The 15,119-nt window shown below is 60.4% G+C and carries 12 protein-coding genes; 3 read left to right on the top strand and 9 right to left on the bottom strand.

Annotated features, from left to right (window positions below; all coding sequences use genetic code 11):
- The first annotated feature begins 74 nt into the window (after window positions 1–74).
- Window positions 75–1,166, top strand: coding sequence for a calcium:proton antiporter (locus OC71_RS09775; RefSeq protein ID WP_041067949.1), 1,092 nt, complete (start codon window positions 75–77; stop codon window positions 1,164–1,166).
- Between the two features lie 123 nt (window positions 1,167–1,289).
- Here OC71_RS09775 and OC71_RS09770 read toward each other — a convergent pair whose 3' ends face one another.
- The 9 genes from OC71_RS09770 to OC71_RS09730 all read right to left on the bottom strand — a co-directional run bounded on the left by OC71_RS09770 (window position 1,290) and on the right by OC71_RS09730 (window position 11,797).
- Entirely contained in the window at window positions 1,290–2,648 is a 1,359-nt protein-coding gene (locus OC71_RS09770) for an 8-oxoguanine deaminase (RefSeq protein ID WP_041067947.1), read from the bottom strand.
- A gap of 247 nt (window positions 2,649–2,895) precedes the next feature.
- Window positions 2,896–3,582 carry an SDR family oxidoreductase gene (locus OC71_RS09765; RefSeq protein WP_041067945.1) on the bottom strand — a complete coding sequence of 229 codons (687 nt, stop codon included), beginning with the start codon at window positions 3,580–3,582 and terminating at the stop codon, window positions 2,896–2,898.
- A 248-nt stretch (window positions 3,583–3,830) separates the two neighbouring features.
- Window positions 3,831–4,757 (bottom strand): ABC transporter permease, encoded by a 927-nt coding sequence (locus OC71_RS09760; protein WP_041067942.1) that lies wholly within the window; start codon window positions 4,755–4,757, stop codon window positions 3,831–3,833.
- Window positions 4,757–5,863 (bottom strand): ABC transporter permease, encoded by a 1,107-nt coding sequence (locus OC71_RS09755; RefSeq protein WP_041067939.1) that lies wholly within the window; start codon window positions 5,861–5,863, stop codon window positions 4,757–4,759. Before OC71_RS09755 ends, OC71_RS09760 begins: the two co-directional genes overlap by 1 nt.
- A 14-nt stretch (window positions 5,864–5,877) precedes the next feature.
- Window positions 5,878–7,425 (bottom strand): ABC transporter ATP-binding protein, encoded by a 1,548-nt coding sequence (locus tag OC71_RS09750; protein WP_041067936.1) that lies wholly within the window; start codon window positions 7,423–7,425, stop codon window positions 5,878–5,880.
- Between the two features lie 606 nt (window positions 7,426–8,031).
- A complete protein-coding gene (locus OC71_RS09745; protein ID WP_041067934.1) occupies window positions 8,032–8,613 on the bottom strand; it encodes a YigZ family protein in 582 nt (193 codons plus the stop codon).
- A 7-nt stretch (window positions 8,614–8,620) separates the two neighbouring features.
- Entirely contained in the window at window positions 8,621–9,271 is a 651-nt protein-coding gene (locus OC71_RS09740; RefSeq protein ID WP_027613646.1) for a TetR/AcrR family transcriptional regulator, read from the bottom strand.
- A gap of 87 nt (window positions 9,272–9,358) precedes the next feature.
- On the bottom strand, window positions 9,359–10,747 hold the full coding sequence (locus OC71_RS09735; RefSeq protein ID WP_041067929.1) for a uracil-xanthine permease family protein: 1,389 nt from the start codon (window positions 10,745–10,747) through the stop codon (window positions 9,359–9,361).
- A 129-nt stretch (window positions 10,748–10,876) separates the two neighbouring features.
- On the bottom strand, window positions 10,877–11,797 hold the full coding sequence (locus OC71_RS09730) for a LysR family transcriptional regulator (RefSeq protein WP_041067925.1): 921 nt from the start codon (window positions 11,795–11,797) through the stop codon (window positions 10,877–10,879).
- 138 nt (window positions 11,798–11,935) lie between these two features.
- On the opposite strand from OC71_RS09730, the gene OC71_RS09725 reads away from it, so the two are divergent.
- Both OC71_RS09725 and OC71_RS09720 read left to right on the top strand, forming a co-directional pair.
- Window positions 11,936–13,285: an aspartate aminotransferase family protein gene (locus OC71_RS09725; protein WP_041067922.1), complete on the top strand. Its 1,350-nt coding sequence runs from the start codon at window positions 11,936–11,938 to the stop codon at window positions 13,283–13,285.
- Window positions 13,286–13,361: 76 nt separating this feature from the next.
- Window positions 13,362–14,855: a CoA-acylating methylmalonate-semialdehyde dehydrogenase gene (locus OC71_RS09720; RefSeq protein WP_041067919.1), complete on the top strand. Its 1,494-nt coding sequence runs from the start codon at window positions 13,362–13,364 to the stop codon at window positions 14,853–14,855.
- The last annotated feature ends 264 nt before the right edge of the window (window positions 14,856–15,119 follow it).

Here is a 15,119-nt window from a genome sequence, read left to right as displayed (position 1 = left end):
CTAAGGTGTAACGAAACGTTAGCGCCGCGCCGCAGTCAGTAGCTCATTCGAACCTCTCGGCAAAAAGGCCCGCCATGCTCACGATCCTCAAGCAAGAAAGCTTTCTGCTGCTGGCGGTGATTGCCGCGTGCATCGCCTATCCGCTGGAACACTGGATGCTGCACAGCGGCCAGATCGTTGCGCTGATCTGCGGTCTGGTGCTGATCGCTTTCATCGTCGCGGCTTCGATGCGCGTTGCCCATCATGCTGAACTGCTCGCCGAAAAAGTCGGCGACCCCTATGGCACGATGATCCTGACCCTCGCTGCGGTGCTGGTGGAAGTGGTGATCCTGGCGATCATGATGAGCAACGAGGCGTCCGCCACGCTGGTGCGTGACACGATCTATTCGGCGGTGATGCTCGACATCAACGGCATCCTCGGCCTTGCCGCGCTGATGGGTGGACTCAAGCATGGCGAGCAGTCGTACAACGATGATTCGGCGCGCAGCTATAGCGTGATGATCCTCACCGCCATGGGCGTGTCGATGGTGGTGCCGGAGTTTATTCCGGCGGCCAACTGGAAGGTTTATTCAGCGTTCACCATCGGTGCGATGGTGGTGCTTTACGCGCTGTTCCTGCGCATGCAGGTCGGGCCGCACAGTTATTTTTTCAGCTACAGCTACCCGGACAAACGCCGCAAGAAAGAGCCGGTGGAAGATGAACCGAAACCGCTGAGCCTGACCTGGTCGATCGGCATTCTGGTGTTCGGCGTGGTGGTGATCGGCGCACTGGCCGAAGTGATGTCCAAGACCCTCGATCTGGGTCTGGAAGGTACGGGCGCACCGCCGGTGATCACGGCGATTCTGGTGGCGGCGATTTCCGCAGCGCCGGAGATTCTGACGGCGTTGCGTGCCGCGTTGGCCAACCGCATGCAATCGGTGGTGAATATTGCGATGGGCGCGTCACTGTCGACGGTGATTTTGACCGTGCCGGTGATGGAAGCGATGGCGCTGTACACCGGCCAGCCATTTCAAATGGCGATGACCCCGGTGCAGACGGTGATGATCTTCATCACGCTGATTGTCAGTGCGATCAACCTGAATGACGGCGAGACCAATGCCATCGAAGGCATGACTCACTTTGTGCTGTTTGCGACGTTTATCATGCTGTCGCTGCTCGGCCTCTGAACCCGACGCAAAACAACTGTGGGAGCGAGCTTGCTCGCGAAAGCGGAGTATCAGTCAACTCAAGTACTGACTGACACGACGCCTTCGCGAGCAAGCTCGCTCCCACAGGGATTGGTGATCGGATCAGGTGCCGGCGATCAACTGCCGAGCCGCCTGGCTGTGATCGGCGATCAGGCCTTTGAGATCCAGTCCTTCAACGTGGCCATCAATCACCCGCCACTGGCCGCCAATCATCACCCGATCCGCACGATCGGCACCGCACAACAGCAGCGCCGAAATCGGATCATGGCTGCCCGAGAAACGCAGCTCATCGAGCTTGAACAACGCCAGATCCGCCTGCTTGCCCACCGCCAGCTCGCCAATGTCGGTACGCCCCAACAGGCTCGCCGAGCCTTTGGTTGCCCAGCCGAGCACGCGTTCCGGGGTGATCTTCTCCGCGCCGTAACGCAGACGCTGGATGTACAACGCCTGCCGCGCTTCGAGGATCATGTTCGACGCGTCGTTCGAGGCCGAACCATCCACGCCGAGACCGAACAGCGCGCCGGCATCGGTCAGATCGATGCTCGGGCAGATGCCGGAGGCCAGACGCATGTTCGAACTCGGGCAATGGCAGATACCGGTGCCGGCCTGGCCGAGGCGAGCGATTTCGTCCGGGTTGAAGTGAATGCCGTGGGCCAGCCAGGTGCGCGGGCCGAGCCAGCCGACGCTGTCCAGATAATCCACGGTGCGCAGGCCGAAACGCTGCAGGCAGAAATCCTCTTCGTCGAGGGTTTCGGCCAGATGGGTGTGCAGACGCACGTCGAGTTTATTCGCCAGTTCGGCGCTGGCCGACATGATTTCCGGGGTCACCGAAAAGGGCGAGCAAGGCGCCAGAGCGATCTGGATTTGTGCACCATCGCCGCGCTCGTGGTACTCGTGAATCAGACGCTGACTGTCGTCGAGAATCACCTGACCTTCCTGCACGGTCTGCTGCGGCGGCAGGCCGCCGTCCTTCTCGCCGAGGCTCATCGAACCGCGCGTGAGCATGGCGCGCATGCCCAGTTCACGCACGGTGTCGACTTGCACGTCGATGGCGTTTTCCAGGCCGTCCGGGAACAGGTAATGATGGTCGGCGGCGGTGGTGCAACCCGACAGCAGCAATTCAGCCAAAGCCACTTTCGTCGCGAGGGCGAGTTTTTCCGGAGTCAGCCGCGCCCACACCGGATACAGGGTTTTCAACCACGGGAACAATGGCTGATTGACCACCGGCGCCCAGGCGCGGGTCAGGGTTTGATAGAAATGGTGGTGGGTGTTGATCAGGCCAGGCAGGATCACATGCTCGCGGGCATCGAACACTTCATTGCACGGCGCGGACGGTTGCTGACCGGCTGCCAGCACTTCGACGATCACGCCGTCTTGCAGCACCAGGCCGCCACGGGCGTCGAGCGCGTTGGCCGTGAAAATGGCGAGGGGATTTTTTAACCAGGTACGGGTCGCAGGCATTGTGGCCGGCTCCTCTGAAAGTGGGGTTCAGGGTTGCCAGCTCAGTGTTGCCCTGTCTGCTGATCCAGGGTCGCCGCGATGGACGAGGTGCGGAGTTTCAAACAAATCGCGACAGCGGGCAAGCCCAACCCGACAAGCCAACACATCACCCTCTGTAGGAGCTGCCGAAGGCTGCGATCTTTTGATCTTGTTTTTTACAATCAAAAGATCGCAGCCTGCGGCAGCTCCTACAGGTGGTTTTCAGTGTTTACCAGGGAATGGTTTCACCCTTGTAGTTGATGAAATGATGCCCACCCTTGCCGGTATACGCATTCACCTGATCAATCAGCCCACGGGTGCTGGTCTCGACATCCAGGTCAGCACCTTCACCGCCCATGTCCGTCTTTACCCAGCCCGGATGCAGCGACAGCACGGTGAGTTTCTGCTCGCCCAACTGGGTGACAAAACTATTGGTCATGGAGTTCAGCGCAGCCTTGCTGGCCTTGTACAGCGCCAGCTCCGGCGCGTCCGGTACGGTCACGCTGCCCAGACCGGAACTCATGAACGCCAGCACGCCGCTGCCGTCGCGGATCTGCCCGACGAAGCGCTGCGCCAGGTTGATCGGCGCCACGGCGTTGGTGAAGAACAACTGGCCGACTTCGGCCAGGGTCGCGCCGCCCGGGGTTTGCACCTCCGGACCTTTGACCCCGGCGTTGACGAACAGCAGGTCGAAAGTCTCGCCCTTGAGCTGCTGGCTCAGGGCGATCACCGCTTGCTGGTCGTCCATGTCGAGTTTCTCGATCCGCACCTTGCCCAGCGCTTGCAGCGCCTCGGCCTTTTGCGGATTGCGCACGGTAGCGGTCACTTGCCAGCCGTCGGCCAGCAGGGTTTTCACCAGCCCGAGGCCCAAGCCGCGGGAGGCGCCGATGATCAGTGCGTGTTTTGCCTGGGACATGACGGAATTCCTTGAAAGTTACGGTTCACGGATTCAATGGACACGCCTGACCGAGTCGTTGTAGCAACGCTCGTCGCAGCACATCGAACCGGCTCTCAAAAGAGCTGTTGACCCCGGAGCATACTCCAGGCTTTAGCATGCTTGCTTCTCAAATTCGCGGGCCGCTCATCGGTGTCCGCAAGTCATGTAGACAACACTGCCACTGTGCGAGCTGGCTTGCCAGCGATGAGGCCAGTGACATCACCACCCTAATGCCCGGCCTGCCACGGCTGCCCCAACGACACCGGCGCATACAATCGAGTCCGAGCGGCATCCCGTGACAGCAGCACCAACACCACAATCGTCGCCACATACGGCAGCATCGCCAGCAGACTCGACGGAATCGCCAGCCCCAACCCCTGCGCCACCAGGTGCAGGATGCTGGCGAGTCCGAACAGGTAAGCCCCGAGCAACAGCCGCCACACCCGCCAACTGGCAAATACCACCAGCGCCAAGGCGATCCAGCCGCGTCCGGCGGTCATGTTCTCGGCCCACATCGGCGTGTAAGCCAGGGACAGATAGGCACCGGCCAGACCGGCCATCGCCCCGCCGAACAGCACCGCCAGGGTGCGCACGGTCAGCACCGGCAGGCCCATTGCACTGGCCGCGTCCGGGTTCTCGCCGACTGCCTGAATGATCAAGCCGACACGGCTTTTAATGATCACCCACGCCACCAGCGCAAACAGCGCGAACGACAGATACACCAGCAGATCCTGGGCAAACAGCATGCGGCCGATCAGTGGAATCTCACTCAAGTAAGGAATCGCCAACGGTTCGAATCCAACCAGTGGCTTGCCGACCCATGCAGCGCCAACGAAGGTCGACAGGCCCACGCCGAAGATCGTCAGCGCCAGCCCGGTCGCCACCTGATTGGCATTGAACACCAGCGCCACCAAGGCAAACAGCGACGACAGCAGCATCCCCGCAAGCATCGCCAACAACACGCCGAGCCACAGGTTGCCGCTGTTGAGGGCGACGATAAAACCGATCACCGCGCCAAACAGCATCATCCCTTCCTGGCCGAGGTTGAGCACGCCGCTCTTTTCGCAGATCAACTCACCCAGTGCCACCAACAGCAGTGGCGTGCCGCAGCGCACCATGGCGTAGAAAATATTGCTCAGCAGATCGATATCCATCACAGCGCTCCGGCGGTTACGGCGGTGGTCGAGGTGCGCCGTGCCCAGCGCAGTTTCAGGCGTGGCCGATAGAGAATCAGCACGTCGCAGGCCAGCAGGAAAAACAGCATCATTCCCTGAAACAATTGGGTGATGGCTTGCGGCAGGTTGAGGGTCATTTGCGCGCTTTCGCCGCCGATGTACAGCAGCGCCATCAGCAAGCTTGAGAACAGAATCCCGATCGGGTTCAACCGCCCGAGAAACGCCACGGTAATCGCTGCATAGCCGTAACCGGGCGACACTTGCGGCACCAATTGCCCAATCGGCCCGGTCACTTCGCAGACCCCGGCCAGCCCGGCCAAACCGCCGCTGATCAACAGCGCGAGCCAGATCAGGCGTTTCTCGCGAAAACCGACAAACCCCGCCGCACGTTTATCCAGACCGAGCACTTTGATCTGAAAACCGACGAAGCTTTTCTGCAACAACACCCACACCGCGACCAGCGCGAGCAAGGCGAAATACACCCCGGCATGCACCCGACCATCCTCCATCAGCAGCGGCAGGCGACTGGCGTCGCCGAACATCGCCGACTCGGGAAAGTTGTAGCCGGCCGGATCCTTCAGCGGCCCGTGCACGCAGAACAGCAACAGGTTCAGTGCGATGTAGTTGAGCATGATGCTGGTGAGGATTTCGTTGGCGTTGAAGCGCGTGCGCAACCACGCCGTCAACCCGGCCCAGGCGGCACCGGCGAAAGTGCCGGTGAGCAGGATCAGCACCAGTGCCCAATGGCTTTGCATATCGATGATGTTCACCGCCAGCGCACTGCCGGCGAGCGCGCCGAACAGCAACTGACCTTCAGCGCCGATGTTCCAGATTCGCGCTTGATACGCCACGGCCAGACCGAGTGCGCAAAGCAGAATCGGCAGCGCCTTGACCAACCATTCGGAGACGCCATACAGGTCGCTGATCGGCGCGATCAACAGCGTGTGCAAGGTTTGCAGCGGGTCATGGCCGAGGGCGATGAACAGCAGCGAGCCGCAACCCAATGTCAGCAGCGCCGCCAGCAACGGCGAGCACCACAGCATCAGGCGCGATTGCTGGCCACGGGGTTCGAGGGAAAGCAACATAGGGGGAAACTCCGTCAGAGCGTGGCCGATGAAGGCGCGTCGTTGAATTGCCCGGCCATCCAGCCGCCGACGTCACTCAGCAGGGTGTCGGTGGTGTTTCGCAGCGGTGACAGAAACCCCGCGCACAGGGCGCCGAGGCGGTCGCTGATCTGGAACAGTTCGTCGAGGTCTTCGGAAATCACCAGAATCGCCGCGCCGGCATCGCGCAGGGCAATCAGCGCGCGGTGAATGGTCGCGGCGGCACCCACGTCCACGCCCCAGGTCGGGTGCGCGGCGATCAGCAGTTTCGGTTGCTGGAGGATTTCCCGGCCAAGAATGAATTTTTGCAGATTGCCGCCGGAGAGACTGCGCGCGGCGGTCTGGCTATCGGGCGTTTTCACCCCGAAACGCTGAATGATCTGCTGGGCGAGGGCTTCGACTTTGCCGCGCTCAATCAAACCGTTGCTGACCAGCCCTTGTTGAAAAGCCGTGAGCAAGGCGTTGTCGGCCAGGCTCAATTCCGGCACCGCGCCATGGCCCAGGCGTTCTGCCGGGACGAACGCCAGTCCGAGTTGGCGCCGCGCATCCGGGCGCAAAGCGGCGACCGCTTGCCCGGCAAAACAGATCGATGTCGCGCTGTCGCGGGGCAGGGTTTGCTCGCCGCTGAGCAGCGCAAGCAACTCATCCTGGCCATTGCCCGCGACCCCGGCGATACCGACGATTTCGCCGCTGCGTACTTGCAGGCTGATGTCGTTCAACGAGCAGCCGAACGGATCGGGGTTGTGCCAACTCAAGCCGTTGACCTGCAAGTACGCCGCGCCACCGCTGACCTTCGGATATTCGCCAATCAGTGCCGCCGCTTCGCCGACCATCATTTGCGCCAACTGCTGATCCGAGCATTCGGCCGGCACGCAATGCCCGGCGACCCGCCCGCCGCGCAAAACCGTGGCGCTATGGCACAGCGCGCGCACTTCTGCGAGTTTGTGGCTGATAAACAGGATGCTGCAGCCCTCGGCGGCGAGACGGCGCAGGGTGATGAACAATTCCTCGGCTTCTTGCGGCGTCAGCACCGACGTCGGCTCGTCGAGAATCAGCAAGCGAATGTCCTGCATCAGGCAACGAATGATCTCCACCCGTTGCCGCTCGCCGATCGACAGGCTGTGGACAAGTCGCTCCGGCTCCAGCGCCATGCCGTAGCGGCGCGACACTTCGGCAATTGTCGGCTCCAGTTGTTTCGGCGTGCCGGCCCTGGCGCCCATCGCCAAGGCAATGTTCTGCGCGACGCTGAGGGTTTCGAACAGCGAGAAATGCTGGAACACCATGCCGATCCCCAACTGCCGGGCCTGCGCCGGATTACGAATGTTCACCCGCTGACCTTGCCAGAGCATTTCGCCGGCATCGGCCTGGGTCACGCCGTAGATGATCTTCATCAGCGTGCTTTTGCCCGCGCCGTTTTCACCGAGCAGGGCGTGGATTTCTCCGGGCGCGATGCTCAGGTCGATGGCGTCATTGGCCAGACAACCGGGGTAGCGTTTGCTGATCTGGCGCAGTTGCAGGCGCGGCGTTGAATCTGGGCTTGGCATGACAGGCTCGACTGGCTTGGAGTTGTGCCTGTGGATAAAGCAATTTCCTGGCCATTGAGTCAGGAACCTTGGCGACCCTCGTACGGCAACGGTTACTGTAGAGCGTCGAAGGGCAAATGTTCGGGAGGTACGGCACCAATTGAGAGCAAAGCCGTTGATCAGGCTCCAGTTTTGCCCGTAGGCAACTGATCAAAAAACGAGCAAATGCGTGGGGCCTATGCAGCCCCTGCGACTGCGCCAGCCATGAACGGGTTATCCACAGGTTGCTCCACAGTATTTGTGTGCAATTGGGAATCCTTGGCATAAGCGCAGCGGTGCTATCTTCCATTGGTGATAAACAGCGCTAACTATTTGTTTTTACGCGGGATTAATCTTTTTTCAGGTGGAGTGGACGAAAAGTGAGCAAATCGCGCAAAGCCACGTGACAGAAGGGTTACAGCCAGATGTGCTCAGGTTATCCACAGTCGGGTGCACAGCAGATGTGGGCAACTCCGTGGAATAAGCAGATTGTGGGCTGCCCTAAAAGATCGCAGCCTTCGGCAGCTCCTACAGGGGAAACGCAAAGTCCTGTGTAGGAGCTGCCGACGGCTGCGATCTTTTGCTCATCTAACGCTGCAGCACAATCCGCCCACGGCTCAAATCCGCCAATTGCGTTTGCAGCAAATCGATCTGCGCCTCACCCAGCGCCAACTGCAATTCAACACCATTGGCGGTGAAGTTTTCTTCGACGACCAACCCACCCAGGTCCGCCACCCGCAGCTTCACCAGCGCCAGCTCGGCAAAGCCGCAGGCACAACTGAGCGGCACACGGCTGATCAACTCGATTTTCGCCGCCGCGTGCAGGCACTTGTTCGCGCCGCCGCCATAGGCCCGGGCCAAACCGCCAGTGCCCAGTTGAATGCCGCCGTACCAGCGGATCACCAGCACCGCGACTTGATCGCAATCCTGCGCCTCGATGGCTGCCAGAATCGGCCGTCCGGCAGTGCCGCCGGGCTCGCCATCGTCGTTGCTGCGGTATTGCGCCCCGAGTTTCCACGCCCAGCAGTTATGCGAGGCATTCAGGTCGCTGTGCTGTTCGAAGAACGCCTGCGCGTCGGCGGGGCTGGCGATCGGCGCGGCGAAGGTGATGAAGCGGCTCTTGCGAATCTCTTCGCGGTACTCGCAAAAACCGCTGAGGGTGAAAGGCATAAACGTCTTAAATAGTCGGGGTGAGGCCGCAGCCTTTGAGAATGATGCGGATCAGGTTATTGCCGGCGTCTTCCATGTCTTGCTTGGTCAACTTGCTGCGCCCGCTGACACGACAGATCTGCGTGGCGAAGTCGGCGTAATGCTGGGTGCTGCCCCACAGCAGGAAAATCAAGTGCACCGGATCCACCGGGTCCATCTTGCCGGCATCGATCCAGGCCTGGAACACTGCCGCGCGGCCCTGGAACCAGGCGCGGTAATCCTGGTTGAAATACTCGGTCAGACACTCGCCGCCGCTGATCACTTCCATCGCAAAGATGCGCGAGGCCTGCGGCTGACGGCGGGAGAATTCCATCTTGGCGCGAATGTAGCGGGTCAGCGCTTCGGCTGGATCGTCCTCGGCGGTCAGGGTATTGAAGGTGCTGTCCCACAGCTCGATGATGTTGCTCAGCACCGCCACGTACAACCCAAGCTTGTTGGTGAAGTAGTAATGCAGGTTTGCTTTGGGCAGCCCGGCATTCTGCGCAATGGTGTTCATGCTGGTGCCTTTGTACCCGTGACGGGCGAACTCGTCTTCGGCGGCTTTGAGGATGGTCTCTTCGTTCTTCTGACGAATGCGGCTGGCGGGTTTGCCGCCATGGGCTGGGACTTCAAAGGTCATAGGCACTTCCGGTTTGTCTGTGGGTGCAACCAGTTGCGTTGATAACGCACCCACAGGCATCCGACAAGTCCTGATGCAATAAAACCGTTACGCCTGTTCGATCTTGTTCAACGATGCGCCGGATTCGACGGTCGAGGTTTTCGCCTCCGGCAGCAACAGGCAGAGGATGATCGCGGTCAGGCCACCGCTGGTAATTGCCGAGTCGAACAGGTTCTGCACCAGTTTCGGCAACAGGTGCAGCAGGTTCGGTTGCGCGGCGATGCCCAGGCCGACGCCGAGCGAGGTGGCGATGATCAGCATGCTGCGGCGGTCCAGCGGCGACTGCGCGAGAATCCGCACCCCGGCTGCGGCGACGCTGCCGAACATCACCAGGGTGGCGCCACCGAGCACCGGTTTCGGGATCTGCTGCAGCACCGCGCCGATCATGGGGAACAGGCCGAGACAAAACAGAATCGCGCCGATGTACAGCCCGACATAGCGGCTGGCCACGCCAGTCAACTGAATCACGCCGTTGTTCTGCGCAAACGTGGTGTTGGGGAAGGCGCTGAAAGTGGCGGCGATCATGCAGCTGACGCCGTCACCGAGCACACCGCCACGCAAACGACTTATATAAGAAGGACCGCTGATCGGCTGACGGGCGAGCATGCAATTGGCCGTGAGGTCACCGACGGTTTCGATGGTGCTGATCAGATAAATCAGCGCGACCGGCAGGAACGCCGTCCAGTCGAAGCTGAATCCGAACTTGAACGGTGCAGGAAGACTCACCAGCGGCAAGTCAGGCAATGCCTGCGGAACCAGTTTCCCGCTGAACCACGCGGCCAGACTGCCGAGCAGCAGTCCGATAATGATTGCCGACAGCCGCACCCACGGCGTGTTCGAGCGGTTGAGCAGGATGATCGTCAGCAACACGAACACCCCCAGCGCGAGATTGCCCGGGGCGCCGAAGTCCGGCGCATTGAAGCCACCGCCCAGATCGGTAATGCCGACCTTGATCAGGCTGATGCCGATCAAAGTAATGACGATCCCGGTCACCAGCGGCGTGACAACCAGGCGCAACTGACCGATGAAGCGGCTGAGGACGATCTGTACCACGGCGCCGAAAAAGCACACGCCGAAAATCATCGCCAGAATGTCCTCCGGACTGCCGCCGCGCTGCTTGACCAGAAACCCGGCCGACAGCACTGCGCCGAGGAAGGCGAAACTGGTGCCCTGCAAACAGATCATCCCGGCGCCGATGCCGAACGGCCGCCGCGCCTGAATAAAGGTGCCGATCCCGGAAACCATCAACGCCATGCTGATCAGGTACGGCAAGTGCGTGGTCAAGCCGAGAGCCGAGCCGATCACCAGCGGCGGGGTAATGATGCCGACGAAACTGGCGAGCACGTGTTGCAGGGCGGCGAGGATAGCTGCCGGTGGTTTTGGGCGGTCATCGAGGCCGTAGATCAGTTCGCTGGACGGTTCAGAATCTGGCTGCATGGGTTTGGCTTCTTGTTCAGGGATCGAGTTCACCCTTCACTGCAAAAACCTGTCCACTTGCTCAGCTTTAAGGGATTGCGATTGCCAAATGTAGGAGCTGCCGGAGGCTGCGATCTGTTGATCTTGCTTTCAACGCGTCGCCGCCAGACTATCCAGAAAACTTTCCAGCACCAAATGAGGGCGCCGCCCCTTGCGCGTGACCGATGCCAGACTCAAATCATAAAAACGCGTCGTCGATTTCAGCGCACGCAAGCGCCCTTGCTGCACCCACAGACTGGCGTAGTGATCCGGCAGATAACCGATATAACGCCCGGTCAGAATCAGAAACGCCATGCCCTCACGGTCGGACGCACTGGCGGTGCAATTGAGCGCCTGGTAATGCGCCTGAATTTCCGCCGGCAAACGGAACGTCGGCGCAATCGCATCCTGGCTATTAAGGCGCTCGTCATCCAGTTGCTTGTCATCGACATAAAACAGCGGATGACCCACTGCGCAATAAAGCAGCGAGCGCTCGCTGTACAACGGCTGATACTCCAGCCCCGACAGTGCACTGGCCTGCGGCACCACGCCGACATGCAGGCGGCCGTCGAGCACGCCTTGTTCGACTTCATTGGGCGCGATCATGCGGATCTGGATCTGCACGTCCGGCCCGCGTTCCTTCAACTGTGCGAGGGCGTGGGTGATGCGCATGTGGGGCAGGGTGACGAGGTTGTCGGTCAGGCCGATGATCAACTCGCCACGCAGGTGTTGGTGCAGGCCGTTGACCTCGGTGCGGAAACTTTCCAGCGCACTTAACAGTTGCAGCGCTGACTGATAAACCTCGCGGCCCTCTTCGGTCAACGAGAATCCGGCGCGGCCACGCTGACACAAGCGCAGGCCGAGGCGCTGTTCCAGATCGCTCATCTGCTGGCTGATCGCCGAGCGCCCGATACCGAGCACGGTTTCCGCCGCCGAGAAGCCGCCGCACTCCACCACACTGCGGAAAATTCGCAGCAGGCGAATATCAAAATCACTGACCTGGGCCAGCGGATCGGGGCGACGACTGCTCATGCTGTTGTTCTCATTGTTTAGCAGGCTTCTAACTGAAGGTTAGAAAAGTTGGATTTCACCGACTTTATCCGCGTGGCAATTTAGCTGCAACAACGCTTTTTATCTCCCTGATGCTTATGCCCTGCGAGGTTTTGCCCGATGAACATGCCTGAAAACGCGCCGTCGCCACTGGCCAGCCAACTGAAGCTGGACGCGCACTGGATGCCGTACACCGCCAACCGCAACTTCCAGCGCGATCCGCGTCTGATCGTCGGTGCCGAAGGCAGCTGGCTGTTCGATGACAAGGGTCGCAAGATCTACGATTCGCTGTCCGGTCTGTGGACCTGTGGCGCCGGGCACACCCGCAAGGAAATTCAGGAAGCGGTCGCCAAGCAACTGGGCACCCTCGATTACTCGCCGGGCTTCCAGTACGGCCATCCGCTGTCGTTCCAGTTGGCGGAAAAAATCACTGATCTGACCCCGGGCAACCTGAACCACGTGTTCTTCACCGACTCCGGCTCTGAGTGTGCCGACACCGCGGTGAAAATGGTCCGTGCCTACTGGCGTCTGAAAGGTCAGTCGACCAAGACCAAAATGATCGGCCGTGCCCGCGGTTATCACGGCGTGAACATCGCCGGCACCAGCCTCGGCGGCGTCAACGGCAACCGCAAACTGTTCGGCCAGGCGATGATGGACGTCGATCACCTGCCGCACACGCTGCTGGCCAGCAACGCATTCTCCCGTGGCATGCCGGAGCAGGGCGGCATCGCCCTGGCCGATGAACTGTTGAAGCTGATCGAACTGCACGATGCATCGAACATCGCGGCGGTCTTCGTTGAGCCAATGGCCGGCTCCGCTGGTGTACTGGTTCCGCCTCAGGGTTACCTGAAGCGTCTGCGCGAGATCTGCGATCAACACAACATCCTGCTGGTGTTCGACGAAGTGATCACTGGTTTCGGCCGCACCGGATCGATGTTTGGCGCCGAGAGCTTTGGCGTCACCCCGGATCTGATGTGCATCGCCAAGCAAGTCACCAACGGCGCGATTCCGATGGGTGCGGTGATTGCCAGCTCCGAGATCTACCAGACCTTCATGAATCAGCCGACGCCGGAATACGCGGTGGAATTCCCCCACGGCTACACTTACTCGGCGCATCCGGTGGCGTGCGCCGCTGGCCTGGCGGCACTCGATCTGCTGCAAAAGGAAAACCTGGTGCAGAGCGTGGCCGAAGTCGCGCCGCATTTCGAAAATGCCCTGCACGGCCTGAAAGGTTCGAAGAACGTCATCGATATCCGTAACTACGGCCTGGCCGGTGCGATCCAGATTGCCGCCCGCGACGGCGACGCCATTGTGCGTCCGTTCGAAGCCGGCATGGCCCTGTGGAAAGCCGGGTTCTACGTGCGCTTCGGCGGCGACACCCTGCAGTTTGGCCCAACCTTTAACAGCAAGCCGCAAGACCTCGATCGTCTGTTTGACGCGGTTGGCGAAGTGCTGAACAAGCTCGACTGATTTTTCCCTCTATATATACCTGCGAATAACGGGCGCCCCATGCGGGCGTCTGTACACAAGAATTCAGGAGTTTTCGATGAGCGTTATCCCGCATTTGATCAATGGCGAACTGGTGACCGAGAACGGTCGCGCGGTTGATGTGTTCAACCCGTCTACCGGTCAGGCGATCCACAAGCTGCCGCTGGCCACCCGCGAAACCATTCAACACGCGATCGACGCCGCCAAGGCCGCGTTCCCGGCATGGCGCAACACCCCACCGGCCAAACGTGCCCAGGTGATGTTCCGCTTCAAGCAACTGCTGGAGCAGAACGAAGCGCGCATCTCGCAATTGATCAGCGAAGAACACGGCAAGACCCTCGAAGACGCCGCCGGTGAACTGAAGCGCGGTATCGAGAACGTCGAGTTCGCCTGCGCCGCGCCGGAAATCCTCAAGGGCGAGTACAGCCGCAACGTCGGCCCGAACATCGACGCCTGGTCGGACTTCCAGCCACTGGGTGTGGTTGCCGGTATCACGCCGTTCAACTTCCCGGCGATGGTGCCGCTGTGGATGTACCCGTTGGCGATCGTCTGCGGTAACTGCTTCATTTTGAAACCGTCCGAGCGTGACCCAAGCTCGACACTGTTGATCGCCCAACTGCTGCTGGAAGCCGGTCTGCCGAAAGGTGTGCTGAGTGTGGTGCATGGCGACAAGACCGCAGTGGACGCGCTGATTGAAGCGCCGGAAGTCAAAGCCTTGAGCTTCGTTGGCTCGACGCCGATTGCCGAATACATCTACGCCGAAGGTACCAAGCGTGGCAAGCGTGTACAGGCGCTGGGCGGGGCGAAGAACCATGCGGTGTTGATGCCGGATGCGGACCTGGACAATGCAGTCAGCGCATTGATGGGCGCGGCTTACGGTTCTTGCGGTGAGCGCTGCATGGCGATTTCGGTCGCGGTGTGTGTCGGCGATCAGGTGGCGGATGCGCTGGTGGCGAAACTGGTTCCACAGATCAAGGCGCTGAAAATCGGTGCCGGCACTTCGTGTGGGCTGGACATGGGACCACTGGTAACCGGTCAGGCGCGGGACAAGGTCAGCGGTTATGTCGATGACGGCGTAGCAGCGGGCGCGACCCTGGTGGTCGATGGTCGCGGCTTGAGCATTCCAGGTAACGAAGAGGGCTTCTTCCTCGGCGGCTGCCTGTTCGACAACGTCACCCCTGAAATGCGCATCTATAAGGAGGAGATCTTCGGGCCGGTGTTGTGCGTGGTTCGCGTGAACAGCCTGGAAGAGGCGATGAAGCTGATCAACGATCACGAATACGGTAATGGCACCTGCATCTTCACCCGTGACGGTGAAGCGGCGCGTCTGTTCTGTGACGAGATTGAAGTCGGCATGGTCGGCGTCAACGTACCACTGCCGGTACCGGTGGCTTACCACAGCTTCGGTGGCTGGAAGCGTTCGCTGTTCGGCGACCTTCATGCTTATGGTCCGGATGGTGTGCGCTTCTATACCCGTCGCAAGGCCATCACCCAGCGCTGGCCGCAGCGTGCGAGCCATGAGGCTTCGCAATTCGCTTTCCCTAGCTTGTAAGTAGCAGGGCATGACCAAGGCCGACCTCTAGAGGTCGGCCTTGGTGTTTTCGGGTGTTTTTGACCGATATGACAGAAATATGAAAAAAGCGGTTGACGGCAGATTCAGGAAGTCTATAATTCGCCCCACTTCCGGCGCAGTCGAAACGGAAAACTCCTTGAGATTCAATGAGTTACGCGGTTTTCGACAGCGGCTTGCTTCAGTTCACCGAAGCCTGGAAGGAGTTGAAAGAGCGGTGATGTCTGGCTCTTTTGACGGTTCGAT

The organism is Pseudomonas sp. W15Feb9B, from assembly GCF_000828175.1.
Taxonomy (GTDB): Bacteria; Pseudomonadota; Gammaproteobacteria; order Pseudomonadales; family Pseudomonadaceae; genus Aquipseudomonas; species Aquipseudomonas parakoreensis.
Note: the sequence above shows the minus strand (reverse complement) of the source record. Positions and strands in the feature narration are given on the sequence as shown.

Bases quoted from the DNA above. Each gene is read 5' to 3' on its own strand.
- OC71_RS09775 (WP_041067949.1), top strand. From the start codon at position 75: ATGCTCACGATCCTCAAGCAAGAAAGCTTTCTGCTGCTGGCGGTGATT.
- OC71_RS09770 (WP_041067947.1), bottom strand. From the start codon at position 2,648: ATGCCTGCGACCCGTACCTGGTTAAAAAATCCCCTCGCCATTTTCACG.
- OC71_RS09765 (WP_041067945.1), bottom strand. From the start codon at position 3,582: ATGTCCCAGGCAAAACACGCACTGATCATCGGCGCCTCCCGCGGCTTG.
- OC71_RS09760 (WP_041067942.1), bottom strand. From the start codon at position 4,757: ATGGATATCGATCTGCTGAGCAATATTTTCTACGCCATGGTGCGCTGC.
- OC71_RS09755 (WP_041067939.1), bottom strand. From the start codon at position 5,863: ATGTTGCTTTCCCTCGAACCCCGTGGCCAGCAATCGCGCCTGATGCTG.
- OC71_RS09750 (WP_041067936.1), bottom strand. From the start codon at position 7,425: ATGCCAAGCCCAGATTCAACGCCGCGCCTGCAACTGCGCCAGATCAGC.
- OC71_RS09745 (WP_041067934.1), bottom strand. From the start codon at position 8,613: ATGCCTTTCACCCTCAGCGGTTTTTGCGAGTACCGCGAAGAGATTCGC.
- OC71_RS09740 (WP_027613646.1), bottom strand. From the start codon at position 9,271: ATGACCTTTGAAGTCCCAGCCCATGGCGGCAAACCCGCCAGCCGCATT.
- OC71_RS09735 (WP_041067929.1), bottom strand. From the start codon at position 10,747: ATGCAGCCAGATTCTGAACCGTCCAGCGAACTGATCTACGGCCTCGAT.
- OC71_RS09730 (WP_041067925.1), bottom strand. From the start codon at position 11,797: ATGAGCAGTCGTCGCCCCGATCCGCTGGCCCAGGTCAGTGATTTTGAT.
- OC71_RS09725 (WP_041067922.1), top strand. From the start codon at position 11,936: ATGAACATGCCTGAAAACGCGCCGTCGCCACTGGCCAGCCAACTGAAG.
- OC71_RS09720 (WP_041067919.1), top strand. From the start codon at position 13,362: ATGAGCGTTATCCCGCATTTGATCAATGGCGAACTGGTGACCGAGAAC.